This is a genomic window from Rhizobium sp. UGM030330-04 (assembly GCF_003208455.1).
GTDB classification, from domain to species: Bacteria; Pseudomonadota; Alphaproteobacteria; order Rhizobiales; family Rhizobiaceae; genus Agrobacterium; species Agrobacterium rhizogenes_A.
In genome coordinates this window covers 239,252-252,651 of sequence record NZ_QKML01000004.1, presented here as the reverse complement: position 1 = coordinate 252,651, position 13,400 = coordinate 239,252, and the positions used below count along the sequence as shown (strand labels likewise).

Annotated in this window: 13 protein-coding genes; 10 read left to right on the top strand and 3 right to left on the bottom strand. The window is 61.6% G+C overall.

Annotated elements, in window-relative coordinates:
• Nucleotides 1-11: 11 nt before the first annotated feature.
• The 5 genes from trpD to N434_RS08245 all read left to right on the top strand — a co-directional run bounded on the left by trpD (nt 12) and on the right by N434_RS08245 (nt 5,168).
• Nucleotides 12-1,046: an anthranilate phosphoribosyltransferase gene (trpD, locus tag N434_RS08265; protein WP_110757093.1), complete on the top strand. Its 1,035-nt coding sequence runs from the start codon at nt 12-14 to the stop codon at nt 1,044-1,046.
• A gap of 19 nt (nt 1,047-1,065) precedes the next feature.
• Nucleotides 1,066-1,881, top strand: a complete 816-nt coding sequence (gene trpC / locus N434_RS08260; protein WP_110757091.1) for an indole-3-glycerol phosphate synthase TrpC — start codon at nt 1,066-1,068, stop codon at nt 1,879-1,881.
• A 7-nt stretch (nt 1,882-1,888) separates the two neighbouring features.
• Nucleotides 1,889-2,380 carry a cyclic pyranopterin monophosphate synthase MoaC gene (moaC, locus tag N434_RS08255; protein ID WP_110757089.1) on the top strand — a complete coding sequence of 164 codons (492 nt, stop codon included), beginning with the start codon at nt 1,889-1,891 and terminating at the stop codon, nt 2,378-2,380.
• Nucleotides 2,381-3,598, top strand: coding sequence for a molybdopterin molybdotransferase MoeA (locus tag N434_RS08250; protein WP_110757087.1), 1,218 nt, complete (start codon nt 2,381-2,383; stop codon nt 3,596-3,598).
• Nucleotides 3,599-4,097: 499 nt separating this feature from the next.
• Nucleotides 4,098-5,168 (top strand): GGDEF domain-containing protein, encoded by a 1,071-nt coding sequence (locus N434_RS08245; RefSeq protein WP_065115830.1) that lies wholly within the window; start codon nt 4,098-4,100, stop codon nt 5,166-5,168.
• A 226-nt stretch (nt 5,169-5,394) separates the two neighbouring features.
• Here N434_RS08245 and N434_RS08240 read toward each other — a convergent pair whose 3' ends face one another.
• The 3 genes from N434_RS08240 to N434_RS08225 all read right to left on the bottom strand — a co-directional run bounded on the left by N434_RS08240 (nt 5,395) and on the right by N434_RS08225 (nt 8,545).
• Nucleotides 5,395-6,003 carry a pyridoxamine 5'-phosphate oxidase family protein gene (locus N434_RS08240; RefSeq protein WP_110757226.1) on the bottom strand — a complete coding sequence of 203 codons (609 nt, stop codon included), beginning with the start codon at nt 6,001-6,003 and terminating at the stop codon, nt 5,395-5,397.
• Between the two features lie 49 nt (nt 6,004-6,052).
• Nucleotides 6,053-7,864 carry a monovalent cation:proton antiporter-2 (CPA2) family protein gene (locus N434_RS08235; protein WP_110757085.1) on the bottom strand — a complete coding sequence of 604 codons (1,812 nt, stop codon included), beginning with the start codon at nt 7,862-7,864 and terminating at the stop codon, nt 6,053-6,055.
• 312 nt (nt 7,865-8,176) lie between these two features.
• Complete coding sequence (locus N434_RS08225; protein ID WP_110757083.1) at nt 8,177-8,545, bottom strand: gamma-butyrobetaine hydroxylase family protein; 369 nt, start codon at nt 8,543-8,545, stop codon at nt 8,177-8,179.
• A gap of 107 nt (nt 8,546-8,652) precedes the next feature.
• On the opposite strand from N434_RS08225, the gene moaA reads away from it, so the two are divergent.
• The 5 genes from moaA (at nt 8,653) to mobB (ending at nt 13,232) form a co-directional block, all read left to right on the top strand.
• Nucleotides 8,653-9,702 (top strand): GTP 3',8-cyclase MoaA, encoded by a 1,050-nt coding sequence (gene moaA / locus N434_RS08220; RefSeq protein ID WP_110757224.1) that lies wholly within the window; start codon nt 8,653-8,655, stop codon nt 9,700-9,702.
• A gap of 173 nt (nt 9,703-9,875) precedes the next feature.
• Complete coding sequence (locus N434_RS08215) at nt 9,876-10,844, top strand: DMT family transporter (RefSeq protein ID WP_065115833.1); 969 nt, start codon at nt 9,876-9,878, stop codon at nt 10,842-10,844.
• A 1-nt stretch (nt 10,845) separates the two neighbouring features.
• Nucleotides 10,846-12,045 (top strand): multidrug effflux MFS transporter, encoded by a 1,200-nt coding sequence (locus N434_RS08210; protein ID WP_110757081.1) that lies wholly within the window; start codon nt 10,846-10,848, stop codon nt 12,043-12,045.
• Nucleotides 12,042-12,680 carry a molybdenum cofactor guanylyltransferase MobA gene (gene mobA, locus N434_RS08205; protein WP_110757079.1) on the top strand — a complete coding sequence of 213 codons (639 nt, stop codon included), beginning with the start codon at nt 12,042-12,044 and terminating at the stop codon, nt 12,678-12,680. The genes N434_RS08210 and mobA overlap by 4 nt, the downstream gene beginning before the upstream one ends.
• Nucleotides 12,681-12,716: 36 nt before the next feature.
• Nucleotides 12,717-13,232: a molybdopterin-guanine dinucleotide biosynthesis protein B gene (gene mobB / locus N434_RS08200; RefSeq protein WP_110757078.1), complete on the top strand. Its 516-nt coding sequence runs from the start codon at nt 12,717-12,719 to the stop codon at nt 13,230-13,232.
• Nucleotides 13,233-13,400: the final 168 nt, after the last annotated feature.

Genomic DNA, 13,400 nt, shown 5'->3' with positions numbered 1-13,400 from the left:
GGGCGGAAACCATGGCCGAACTGAAGCCGCTGATCGCCAAGGTCGCGAACGGAGAAAGCCTGAACCGCGAGGAATCGCGGGCGGCTTTCGACATTCTGATGTCGGGTGAAGCCACGCCGTCGCAGATCGGCGGTTTCCTGATGGCGCTGCGCGTGCGCGGGGAAACGGTCGACGAGATCGTCGGCGCCGTCTCCTCCATGCGTGCCCGCATGCTGCCGGTCTCGGCTCCCGCCAATGCCATCGATATCGTCGGAACCGGCGGCGACGGCATCGGCACCTATAATATCTCGACACTGGCTTCGATCATCGTTGCCGGCACGGGCCTGCCGGTCGCCAAGCATGGCAACCGGGCGCTGAGCTCCAAATCCGGCACGGCGGATGCCTTGTCGGCGCTCGGCGTCAAGCTCGATATCGGTCCCGATCTCATCGCCCGCTGCATCGCGGAGGCGGGTCTCGGCTTCATGTTCGCGCAGATGCATCATTCCGCCATGCGCCATGTCGGCCCGAGCCGCGTCGAACTCGGCACAAGGACCATCTTCAACCTGCTCGGCCCGCTTTCCAACCCGGCGGGTGCAAAGCGCCAATTGCTCGGCGTCTTTTCGCCGCGCTGGCTGGTGCCGCTTGCCGAAGTGCTGCGCGATCTCGGTTCGGAAAGCATCTGGGTCGTGCATGGCGACGGCATGGATGAAGTCACCACCACCGGCGTCACCCATGTGGCGGCGCTGGAAGGCGGCAAAATCCGCACCTTCGATCTGACCCCGAAGGATTTCGGCGTCGACGTTGCTGTAATGGCCGATCTCAAGGGCGGCGACGGCATTGCCAATGCGGCAGCCTTGCGCGACGTTCTGTCGGGCAAGCGCAACGCCTATCGTGACGTGTCGCTCTGCAACGCGGCTGCGGCGCTCGTGATCGCCGGCAAGGCGGAAACGCTCGGTCAGGCAATGACCATCGCCAGCCAGGCGCTCGACAGCGGTGCGGCCGCCGCCGCGCTCGACCGTCTGGTCGCGGTTTCCAACGAAGCCGACCCCCGGCAGGCCGACCATTAAAAGGAATGAGAGCGAGATCATGAGCGACATTCTGAAAAAGATCGAAATCTACAAACGCGAGGAAATCGCCGCCGCCAAGGCGAAGACCTCTCTGGCCGACCTCAAGGCGATGGCCGCCGACCAGACCGCGCCGCGCGGTTTCTACAAGGCGCTTCGGGGAAAACAGGCCGAGGGCAAGTTCGGCCTGATCGCCGAAATCAAGAAGGCGAGCCCCTCCAAGGGCCTGATCCGTCCCGATTTCGATCCGCCGGCACTGGCTGCTGCCTATGAGGCGGGCGGTGCCGCCTGTCTGTCCGTGCTGACGGATAGCCCAAGCTTTCAGGGCGCGCCGGAATTCCTGACCGCCGCCCGCAACGCCTGTGCCCTGCCCGCGCTGCGCAAGGATTTCATGTTCGAGACCTATCAGGTGCATGAGGCCCGCGCCTGGGGCGCGGACTGCATTCTCCTCATCATGGCATCGCTCTCCGACGACGAGGCGAAGCGCCTCGAGGACGAGGCTTTCGCGCTTGGCATGGATGTGCTGGTGGAAGTGCATGACGAGGAAGAGACGGAACGGGCCCTGAAGCTCGCCTCGCCGCTCCTCGGCATCAACAACCGCAACCTGCGCACCTTCGAGGTCAGCCTCGAAACCAGCGAAAGACTGGCGGGCCTCGTGCCGGCCGAAAAGCTGCTGGTCAGCGAAAGCGGCATCTTCACCTTCGAGGATTGCCGGCGTCTCGAAAAAAGCGGCATCAGCACCTTCCTTGTCGGCGAAAGCCTGATGCGCAAGGATGACGTGACGGCGGCCACCAAAGCCCTTCTGACAGGCCAGTCCGGCATTCTGGCAGCGGAATAATATCCCGATGAGCGATGGCCAGAAGCTCACCCATATCGATGCCTCCGGCGAGGCGCACATGGTCGATGTCGGCGACAAGGCCGAGACCGTCCGCGTGGCCGTCGCCGAAGGCTTCGTGAAGATGAAGCCGGAAACGCTGGCGCTCATCCGCGACGGCAACGCCAAGAAGGGCGATGTCATCGGCACCGCGCGGCTCGCCGGCATCATGGCCGCCAAGCAGACGGCCAATCTCATCCCGCTCTGCCACCCGCTGATGCTGACCAAGGTTGCGGTGGACATTACCGAAGACACCGCCCTGCCCGGCCTGCGCGTCGAGGCCATGGTGAAACTGTCCGGCAAGACCGGTGTGGAAATGGAGGCGCTGACCGCCGTTTCTGTCACCTGTCTGACGATCTATGACATGGCCAAGGCCGCCGACAAGGCGATGGAAATCGTCAATATCCGCCTGCTCGAAAAGAGCGGCGGCAAATCCGGTGATTTTCGCCGGCAGGAGAGCTGAATGAAACCGCTGCTGCCCGTAGATGATGCCACAAGGCGCCTTCTGGATGCGGCGGTTCCGGTAGCGGAAAACGAGATATTGCCGCTCGCGGAATGTGATGGCCGTGTTCTTTCGGCCGATCTGGCGGCGCGCCTCACCCAGCCTCCCTTCGATGCCTCGGCCATGGACGGTTATGCGCTGCGCAGCGCCGATGCGCCCGCAATCGGCTCCGTCCTCACCGTCATCGGCCAGGCGGCTGCCGGCCATGCCTTTGCCGGCACGATAGGTGAAGGCGAAGCCGTGCGCATCTTCACCGGCGCGCCGGTGCCTGAGGGCGCCGATACGATTCTCATTCAGGAAGATGCCGAAGTGCTGGAAGCGGGCAAAATCCGCACCACTTTCGCAGTCACCGCCGGGAGACATATTCGCCCGCGCGGTCAGGATTTCACCGAAGGCGAAACGGTTCTGGAAGCCGGACGGGAACTCCGCTTCACCGACCTGACACTTGCGGCGGCCATGAACCACGCGGCTCTTGCCGTCTACCGCAAGCCGCGCATCGCCATTCTCGCCACCGGCGACGAATTGCTGCCGCCGGGAAGCACGCCGCAGCCGGCCCAGATCATCGCCTCCAACACCTTCGGGGTCGCAGCCCTTGCAAGACAGGCCGGCGCCGATGTCATCGATCTCGGCATCATCGCCGATGACGACACCCTGATCCGCGCCGCCATCGGCAAGGCAGTCGCAGCCAAGGTGGACGTGCTGGTGACGCTGGGCGGCGCCTCCGTCGGCGACCACGATCTCGTGCAGGCCGCCTTGAAGGCGGAAGGCATGCAGCTCGATTTCTGGCGTATTGCCATGCGGCCCGGAAAACCGCTGATGGTGGGCGCAATCGGCGCCATGCAGGTTCTCGGCCTGCCCGGAAACCCCGTGGCCAGCCTCGTCTGCAGCCTGCTGTTTCTCGAACCGCTGATTCGCCGGATCGCTCGCCGCGCGCCTTTGGAACGCGCCACGACCGCAACGACCGCGACCGCGCTGAAGGCCAACGACCACCGGCAGGATTATCTCCGCGCCCGTTTGCGCACCGACGACAACGGCAGGCCGGTGGCGGAAGCCTATGTCAGGCAGGATTCATCGATGATGAACATCCTTGCCCATTCCGACATGCTGATCGTGCGCCCGCCCCATGCGCCGGAAGTGCCGGCAGGCACGGAATGCCCGGTCATAAAGCTCAGGAGCTGACGCCGCCGCCCGGCGAACGGAGCGGAACGACGCGCTGTTTCAAAAAATTGACGAATATCATCCCGAGGCCGACATGAAGCGGGGCAAACCACGCCGTTTGGCGTTGAGGCCGGCAAATAAAAACTGTAACATTCTTGCGTTTAGACATGAAAGGCAAAGTTCGCCGCCTATAGGTCATGTCTTCGCCAAGTGAAAAATGCCCCGCCCTGATCTTCCCCTGACATGAACCCTGCGTTGCTGTGCCAAAATAAACCACCTGAAAAGCGTTATCGGGATTGACAGAATAAATACGATGCTGTCACCAAGGCGAATAGTAGAGGGAAAAAACTCCGGAAATCTCTAAAAATGAAAATTACTTATAATTATCAATTAAATAAGATAAAAATCGGCAAAAATGGAATTTTCGGGAACAAAAATTAGTTTTCCATAAATTAAGCTTTCCAAAACAGCCCGCATAATAATAATCATAGTCTATAAGCAGACTCACTGGAGTTTCTTGATGAACACGGCATCCACGCCCAAAACAACGGGACCCGACATTGCCGGGCAGATTGCCTACGCCATGCGGAGCATGGGTGTTTCACCGATCCCGCGCAATTACAGCCTGTTCTACGAAGCCTATATCGGCTCGAACCCCGCCCTGACGAAAGATCTGGCAGCACTTGGAAGCCGGGCCACGCAGGAGGATCTGGATGAGCTTTCCGCGCGCTACGGCGAAAACAATCCCGCAAGGGCGATCGACGACGCACATGAAAAGCTCAGGCGCGAACTGGAAGCGCTGCTGGGCACTTTGCGGCGGGAGCAATCCTCCATCGAGAACTACAACAGGATTCTTGGCGAAACACGCCAGCGTATCGACGACAAGAACGCCTCGAGCACCAATATCCTGAAGAGTGCGATCTCGTTGCTGGCCGAAGCCACCGGCACGAAGATCATCGATGGTGAAAAGGCGTTCAACGACGTCAACCGCCATGCCGAGGAAATGCATCAGGTCCGGCTGGAACTGGATGAATACAAGCGTATCGCCAATACCGACTCGCTGACGCGCCTTTCCAACCGCCGCGCTTTCGACGACCGGCTGGCTTCCGTCTACGACACCTCCATCGGCCTGCAATATACGTCGCTGGTCCTGCTCGATATCGACCATTTCAAGCGGATCAACGATACCTTCGGCCATCCCGTCGGCGACAAGATACTCGCCACCGTCGCCTCGGTCATCCGCGCCAATGTCCGCAAGGACGGCTTTGTCGCCAGAAGCGGCGGCGAGGAATTCGCCATCATTCTCGACGGCAATACGCCGGAGGAAGTCATGGTGATGTGCGAGCGCATCCGCCTGTCGCTGGAAAGCACGCCCTTCCGCAATTCGAGGTCGGGCGCCGACTATGGCACGGTAACGATTTCCCTCGGCTTTGCCTCCGCCTCCCAGGCCGGCAATCCAAGCGAGCTTTACGGCCATGCCGATACGGCGCTCTACCACGCCAAGGAAACCGGCCGGAACCGTTCCGTCTTTTACGAGGACGGCATGCAGAAGAACTATACCGGCAAGAACTGGCTGATTTACCGGACGTGAGAAGGATGGCATGTCCGCCGCCATCTCCTTCGTCATGCCGGGCTTGAGTGCCGGCATCCCGTGACGATGTGTCTACGCTGTAAAAAAGCCTTGTGCGATCAAAGACCTGATCGCGCCTCACCCCGGATCAACCCCGGGGTGAAGGAATGGCGCGCTCCGTCATCACCAATGGCGTAGAGACCGCAGGACTTCGCCGGGCTACCCGATGGTCGCCCGTTGTTGCGCCTCACCACATGGTCTTCGCCGCCCGCGCCGCCCATTCCCGGTCATAGGTCTCCTGATCAAACTCCGCCTTCGCGGCCTTGAGCAGCAGGCCCGGTGTTGGAAGCGATGTCGGATCGACGAAATTGCCGGGGTTCCACAGTTCGGAGCGCATCAGTGCCCTGGCGCACTGGAAATAGACCTCGTCTATGGTGACCACGATGACGGTACGCGGATGTTTGCCATCCATCTCGAAGCTTTGCAGCAGCTCCGGATCAACCGAAACAACGGCCCGGCCGTTTATACGCATCGTGGTATTCGAACCGGGGATCAGGAACATCAGCGCCACCCGCGGATCGCGCACGATGTTCAAAAGCGAGTCGACGCGGTTATTGCCGCGCCAGTCCGGCAAAAGCACGGTCTTGTCGTCGGCCACCCGCACAACGCCGCCCTTGTCGCCGCGCGGCGAACAGTCCATGCCTTCCGGCCCCACCGTCGCCAGCGCCAGAAACGGCGACGCCTCGATCATCAGCCGGTATTCCGCCGTCAGCGTTGCCGTCACCTTCGCGACCGAGGCTTCGCTCGTGCCGTCATAGATGGCCTTCAGTTCTTCCACCGTGCGAATGATCGTCATGTCCGCCATCCCTTCAAATCAATCTGCGTCGCTTGCAAAGACGGCGCCTTTATTCTTCCGCCGTTTCCGCCTTTTCCCGTTCTGCCCTCTCGCGTGCGGTGCGCGCGGCGACGAGGTCGGCCGGCTGGGCATTGCCGCGGATCAGCGAACGGCCGGCATAGATGCCGCCGACGACCTCCATGGCGAAACGTTCCTCGTCGCGGTCGCGGAATTCCTCCACCAGACGGGCGGCGTCTTCCCGCTCCTCACCCATGGCGCCCAGCACTTCCTCGCTGAAATTCAGCGCCGATTCCAGCGTCTCGCGGATCTGGTAGTCCACGCCTGCCTTCAGAAGATCGATCGCGTGGCCACGGTCATAGGCACGGGCGAGAACCGGAACCAGCGGGAATTCGTGCTTGACGATCTCCGCGATCCGCACGGCCGCTTCCTTGTCATCGACGCAGATGAGCACCGCGCGTGACGTGCCCGCGCCGGCAGCATGCAGGATTTCCGCCCGCGAACCATCGCCATAATAGACCTTGAAGCCAAATTCCGCCGCATCGCGCACGAAGTCGGCATCCTTGTCGATCAGCGACAGCGTGTAACCCCGCGCCAGAAGCGGCTGGCTGACGATCTGGCCGAAACGCCCGAAGCCGATCAGCAGGATGCTGCCCTCGACATTCTCGGGCACATCGAGATCGTCGGTATTGGGCACCGCCGCCGGCACCAGCCGGTCGTGCAGGATGACCATCAGCGGTGTCAGCACCATGGAGATGATGATGGTCGCCGTCAGGATGGCGTTGGATTCGCGGTCGAGAATGCCGGCACTGACGGCGGCCGAATAAAGCACGAAGGCGAATTCACCGCCCTGCGCCATCAGCACCGCCCGCTCCAGGCTTTCGCGCCGGGTGGTGCCGAGCGCCCGCGCCACGCCATAGATCAGGAAGGCCTTGAGCAGCATGTAGCCCGCGACGCTGACCAGCACCAGCTGCCAGTTGGAGGCGATGACAGCAAGATCGATCGCCATGCCGACACCGAGGAAGAACAGGCCGAGCAGAATACCGCGAAACGGCTCGATATCGGCCTCAAGCTGGTGGCGGAAGGAGGATTCGGACAAAAGCACGCCGGCAAGGAAGGCACCCATGGCCATGGAAAGCCCGCTGACCTGCATCAGCAGCGCAGACCCCAGCACCACCAGCAGGGCTGCGGCCGTCATCACCTCACGCGCACCGGAGGCGGCGAGCAGCCGGAAGAACGGATTGAGAAGATAACGCCCGGCAAGGATGAGCGCACCAACGGCGGCAAGCGCGATGCCGATGGAGATCCAACGTTCCGACGGCGTCACATGTTCGCCGCCCGAACCGAGAAAGGCGACGAGCGCCAGAAGCGGCACGATGGCCAGATCCTCGAACAGCAGGATGGCGATGATGCGCTGGCCCTTCAGGCTCGACATGCTGTTGCGCTCCTGCAGCATCTGCATGACGATCGCCGTCGAGGTCAGCACGAAACCCGTACCGGCAACGAAGGAGGGAATAAGCGGGAAACCCATGGCCACGCCCACCAGCGTCAGGCCGGCCATACAGACCAGCACCTGCAGCGCCCCGAGCCCGAAAATATCCTGCCGCATCGACCACAACCGCGACGGCTGCATTTCAAGGCCGATAATGAACAGGAACATCACAACGCCGAGTTCGGCAATATGCAGAATGGCCTGCGAATCGGAAAAGAAACCGAGACCGTAAGGCCCGATCACCAGGCCGGCGGCCAGATAACCCAGCACCGAGCCGAGGCCGATGCGCTTGAAGATCGGCGCAGCCACAACGCCCGCGGCCAAAAGCACGACCACCTGGGCCAGATCATTTCCGTTCGCTTCTACAGCCACACGCCACCCCGCTGAAAATCGATAAGACGAGGGTGTTCCCTCCCTCACTTCCTAACGCATCAGCGTGAAAAGCGAAAACGATTTTACTGAAGGGCGATGCGCAGATTCAACGGGTTATTTGTCCCTCGAGCATGCGGGCTTCAGATGCCCCTTTCCTCCTCCCCCCTCATTCCTGTGCTTGTCACAGAAATTCAGTCGACGCGCGCCGGCGCGGCGGGAGGAGTCTTTTTCAGCCGAAGGACTTGGGCTGGCTGGTTTCCTGTGACAGGCACAGGAATGAGGGTGGGGAGCGTCCGCAGACCTTGCATCCGTCTACCGGTATCGCGGTTCCCTGCTCAGGCCCTTTTCGGCGAGCTGCCGTTCATAGTCGGCAAACAGCGCGTCGCCGGTCTCACCCAGTTCCCGCAGATATTTCCAGGTGTAGATGCCGCTGTCATGGCCATCATCGAAAACGATGCGAACCGCATAATTGCCGGTCGCGACCATGGAACGGATGGCAACATCGCGTTTGCCGGGAACCGTGACCTTTTGTCCCGGCCCGTGCCCCTGTACTTCCGCCGAGGGCGAAAGCACGCGCAGCATCTCGGCGTGAAGGCGGTAAACGCTTCCATCGTCAAAGGAAACGGTCAGTTCCCGCCGGTCTTTCGACACAAGCAGCTCGGTCGGCCAGGCATCGCTCATTTTTCACTTCCGCAAGCTCGTCATATGCGTCAGAATTACGGACTTGCCTCACGATAGGCAAGCCACTACATCATTTGAAAGGCGCATCGCGCAATGAGGATGGAGACGTGAACGGTTTCCCCGGATCGCTTGAAAAAGCGCAATTCCTGACGGAAAACAACGCACCGATGATTGATCCCTTCGGCCGCGCCATCACCTATCTGCGCGTTTCAGTCACCGACCGCTGCGATTTCCGCTGCACCTATTGCATGTCCGAGCACATGACCTTCCTGCCGAAGAAAGACCTTCTGACGCTGGAAGAGCTCGACCGGCTCTGTTCCGTCTTCATAACTCGCGGCGTGCGCAAGCTCAGGCTCACCGGCGGCGAGCCGCTGGTGCGCAAGAACATCATGTCGCTGGTGCGGAATCTTGGCCGCCATGTGCGCACCGGTGCGCTGGAAGAACTGACGCTGACCACCAATGGCTCGCAGCTGGCCAAATTCGCCGCCGAACTTGCCGATTGCGGCGTCAAGCGCATCAACGTCTCGCTCGATACGCTCGACCGCGATAAATTCCGCCAGATCACCCGCTGGGGCGATATCGACCGTGTCATGGAAGGGCTGGATGCCGCGCAGGCCGCCGGCATCAGGATCAAGCTCAACGCCGTGGCGCTGAAGGATTTCAACGACACCGAAATTGCCGAAATCATGCGTTTCGCCCATGGTCGCGGCATGGACCTGACGGTCATCGAAACCATGCCGATGGGCGAGATCGAGGAAGACCGCACCGACCGCTACCTGCCGCTGTCACAGCTGCGCGCCGATCTGGAAAAGCGCTTCACGCTCATCGACAGCGATTACCAGACCGGCGGCCCCGCCCGTTACGTGACGGTGAAGGAAACCGGCGGACGGCTCGGCTTCATCACGCCGATGACCCATAATTTCTGCGAAAGCTGCAACCGTGTCCGTCTCACCTGCACCGGCACGCTTTATATGTGCCTCGGCCAGGATGACGCCGCCGACCTGCGCACGGCACTGCGCGCCTCCGACAGCGACGCCTATCTGTCCAGCGCCATCGATGAGGCCCTTCTGCGCAAGCCCAAGGGGCATGATTTCATCATCGACCGCACCCACAAGCGTCCCGCCGTCGCCCGCCATATGAGCGTGACCGGCGGCTGAGCGACAGCTGAACCTCTTTCTCATCCACCCACCCATATAAACGGTTGAATTGCCGGCGGCTCCGTGCCACGTCTCTTTACATGGAGGAATGCGCCGCCGCGCCCGCGAGGCCGCCCGAAACCGTCTGAAAGGGCGATCAGGGTCAAACTGCGCATGGTCTGGGATCGTATGGAATGGCATTGACGGACAATACGCGCGGCGCGCTTTTCATGGCGCTCGCCATGGCAAGCTTCACGGCCAACGACGCCCTGACGAAATCCGTCACACCCTACATCAACACCGGCCAGATCATGTTCGTGCGCGGCATCATGACCGTGGTGCTGATCTATATCGCCGCCCGGCATTTCGGCGCCCTGAGACCGCTCAAGACCCTGCTGCGCCCCATCATCATCCTGCGCTGTCTCTGCGAAGTGACTGCTGCCGTGCTTTATCTGACGGCGCTGGGCCTCATCGAATTTTCCAATGCCTCGGCCATATTGCAGTCCCTGCCGCTGGTGGTGACGCTGGGTGCGGCGCTGTTCCTGCGTGAGCCGGTCGGCTGGCGGCGCTGGGTGGCCATCATCGTCGGCTTCATCGGCGTACTCGTCATCATCAGGCCCGGCCCGGAAGGCTTCACGCCGGGTGCACTACTGGTCGTCGCATCGCTCGCCGTTACCGCCGCGCGCGATCTGCTGACCCGGAAAATGTATGCCGATGTGCCCTCGCTCGCCATCACCGTCATCACCGCCTTCGTCAACATGGCGGTGGGCGGCCTTCTGATCGTGCCTTTCGGCGGCTGGCAGCCGATGAACGTCACGATCGTCTCGCATCTCGCCGCTTCGGCCATTCTGGTGCTGGTCGGTTATCAGGCGATCATTCTCGCAATGAGATCGGGCGAAATCTCCTTCGTCGCGCCGTTCCGTTATACCGGCCTGCTCTGGGGTTTCATGATCGGTGTGTTCTTCTTCAACGAAAAGATCGACAGTTTCACCATCATCGGCGCCATGATCGTCATCGGTTCAGGCCTTTATACCTTCTACCGCGAAAGCCTGCGCAAGCGTTCGCAGATGGCCAAACGCGCAGCCGCGACACCAACGGCTGCGACCACGGTGCGGCCAGCTTCCGTAACGAAAACTGCCGTCACGGAAGAGGCGGGAGAATGAGATGAAAAGCGGCCGTTTTCTCGATCGGACCACCCCACCCCATATCATCACACTGGTCGTCATCGCCGGCGTCGCGGCGCTTTGCATGAATGTGTTCCTGCCCTCGCTCGCAGCGATGGCGATCTATTTCGAGACCGATTACGCGGTGATGCAATTTGCCGTTTCAGGCTACCTCGCCGCCACCGCCTGCCTGCAGCTCATCATCGGCCCGCTCTCCGATCTCTTCGGCCGCCGGCCCGTCATGCTTGCCAGCATCGCGATCATGATCGCTGCCACGCTCGTCTGTATGCTGGCGCCGAATATCACCGTCTTCATGATCGGGCGCGTCGCACAGGCGGCCGTCGTTTCCGGCTTCGTATTGGCCCGCGCCATCGTGCGCGACATGGTGCCGATGGAACAGGCCGCCTCGATGATCGGTTATGTGACCATGGGCATGTCGGTGGTGCCGATGGTTGGCCCGACGGTCGGCGGGTTGCTCAACGACATTTCCGGCTGGCAGTCGAGCTTTGCGCTCCTTGCCCTGCTCGGCGTCGGCATTCTGGTGCTCGCCTGGTTTGATCTCGGCGAAACCAACCACAATAAGTCGGCGAGTTTTTCACAGCAGTTCCACGCCTGGCCGGAACTCCTGCGCTCGCCGCTGTTCTGGGGTTATGCGCTGACCTCGACCTTCTCGTCGGGCATGTTCTTTTCCTTCCTCGGTGGCGCGCCCTTCGTCGGCAGCGTGCTTTATGGGCTTGCCCCGGCCATGCTCGGCCTGCAATTCTTCTTCATGGCCAGCGGTTACATGTTCGGTAATTTCGTCTCCGGCCGTTATGCCAGCCAGATCGGCATCACCCGCATGATGCTCTCGGGCAATGTCATCGCCATTGCCGGCATCGTCACGACCATCGTGCTGATCACCGGCGGGGCGGAAAGCGCCTATGCGTTCTTCGTGCCGCTTGCCCTGATCGGCGTCGGCAACGGCGTGACCTTGCCCAGCGCCAATGCCGGCATGGTCAGTGTCCAGCCGCATCTGGCCGGGTCGGCCTCCGGTCTTGGCGGCGCGATGACCATCGGCGGCGGCGCCGCCCTTTCGGTACTCGCCTCCTCGGTCCTGTCGAAGGAGGACGGAACCTGGCCGCTCCTTATGGTGATGCTGGCGACCGGCCTTGTCGCCCTCCTCACCACCTATGTCGTAAGGCTGCAGGAACAGCGGCAATGAGCACCCTTCCCGTTGAGATACCCGGTCTCGTGCTCGCCGGCGGCCTGTCGCGGCGAATGGGCAGCAACAAGGCAATGGTAACGCTTGGCGATGCACCGCTGCTTTCCCACGTCGTGCGCCGCATCGCGCCACAGGTCTCGGATGTCACCATCAATGCCGCCACCAATGACAGGGGCGGCTGGGCGGATAGTTTCGGCCTGCCGCTGCTGCCCGATACGCTGAACGGCCATGCCGGGCCGCTTGCAGGTGTTCTCGCCGGCATGCGGCATTTCCGCAATCGCGAGGCCACCGGCAGCCATTTCCTGACGGCACCTGCCGACAGCCCGTTCTTTCCAGACGATCTCGTCGCCCGGCTGTGCGAACACATATCGGATAATACGATCGTCATCGCTGCCTCGAGCGGCCAGCTTCACCCCGTCTTCGCGCTGTGGCCGGTGGCGCTTGCCGACGATCTCGAGGCGTGGCTGAAGAACGATGCCAACCGCCGTATCCGGGCTTATCTTGCCCGGCATGTCACCATCGGCGTGGCCTTCCCGCCGGTGGAAACGGCAAAGGGCAGCCTCGATCCATTCTTCAACATCAACACCCCGGACGAGCTGGCGCTGGCGCGTAGCTATCTGGAGCATTTCCAGTAGGATAATGCGTTGAAACAAAGAGATGGAGCTGCAACCATGACGACACAAAAGGTCTTTGGCATTGCCGGCTGGAAAAATTCGGGCAAGACCGGCCTTGCGGTGCGCGTCGTCACCGAACTGACGGCGCGCGGCTACCGCGTCTCCACCATCAAGCACGCCCATCATGATTTCGATATCGACAAGGTGGGGGCCGACAGCTGGCGTCACCGGCAGGCCGGCGCGCATGAAGTCACCATCGTTTCCGGCACCCGTTTCGCCATCATGCATGAATTGCGCGGCGAACCGGAGCCGTCCTTCGAGCATATCCTCTCCCGCCTCGCCCCCTGCGATCTCGTGCTGATCGAAGGTTACAAATACGAGCCGGTGCCGAAGATCGAGGCGCGCCGGCTGGAAGCAATGAAAACCGAACCGCTTGCGCCGCTCGATCCGCATATCGTCGCGATTGCCGCCGATCATGAGGTGGCGGACACGGCGCTGCCGGTTTTCGATCTCGATGATACCGCGAGGATTGCGGATTTCATCGAAAAGACGGTTGGGTTGGTGAGACGGTAACTGCCCCTGGAACCGGGGACGATTTCCGAGCCGACTGCATCCCCACTTCCGTCATACCGGCCCCCGAGCCGGTATCCAGCCAGCCCAAGTCTTTGGGCTGAAAAGGAGTCCTTCTCGCCGCGCGGACGCGCGTCGGCTGGATGCCGGATCAGGTCCGGCATGACGGAA

What these genes read in the sequence shown, in the direction of transcription:
- trpD (WP_110757093.1), top strand. Translation starts at nt 12, where the DNA reads ATGGCCGAACTGAAGCCGCTGATCGCCAAGGTCGCGAACGGAGAAAGC.
- trpC (WP_110757091.1), top strand. Translation starts at nt 1,066, where the DNA reads ATGAGCGACATTCTGAAAAAGATCGAAATCTACAAACGCGAGGAAATC.
- mobB (WP_110757078.1), top strand. Translation starts at nt 12,717, where the DNA reads ATGACGACACAAAAGGTCTTTGGCATTGCCGGCTGGAAAAATTCGGGC.
- N434_RS08210 (WP_110757081.1), top strand. Translation starts at nt 10,846, where the DNA reads ATGAAAAGCGGCCGTTTTCTCGATCGGACCACCCCACCCCATATCATC.
- N434_RS08245 (WP_065115830.1), top strand. Translation starts at nt 4,098, where the DNA reads ATGAACACGGCATCCACGCCCAAAACAACGGGACCCGACATTGCCGGG.
- N434_RS08225 (WP_110757083.1), bottom strand. Translation starts at nt 8,545, where the DNA reads ATGAGCGATGCCTGGCCGACCGAGCTGCTTGTGTCGAAAGACCGGCGG.
- moaC (WP_110757089.1), top strand. Translation starts at nt 1,889, where the DNA reads ATGAGCGATGGCCAGAAGCTCACCCATATCGATGCCTCCGGCGAGGCG.
- N434_RS08240 (WP_110757226.1), bottom strand. Translation starts at nt 6,003, where the DNA reads ATGACGATCATTCGCACGGTGGAAGAACTGAAGGCCATCTATGACGGC.
- mobA (WP_110757079.1), top strand. Translation starts at nt 12,042, where the DNA reads ATGAGCACCCTTCCCGTTGAGATACCCGGTCTCGTGCTCGCCGGCGGC.
- N434_RS08215 (WP_065115833.1), top strand. Translation starts at nt 9,876, where the DNA reads ATGGCATTGACGGACAATACGCGCGGCGCGCTTTTCATGGCGCTCGCC.
- N434_RS08250 (WP_110757087.1), top strand. Translation starts at nt 2,381, where the DNA reads ATGAAACCGCTGCTGCCCGTAGATGATGCCACAAGGCGCCTTCTGGAT.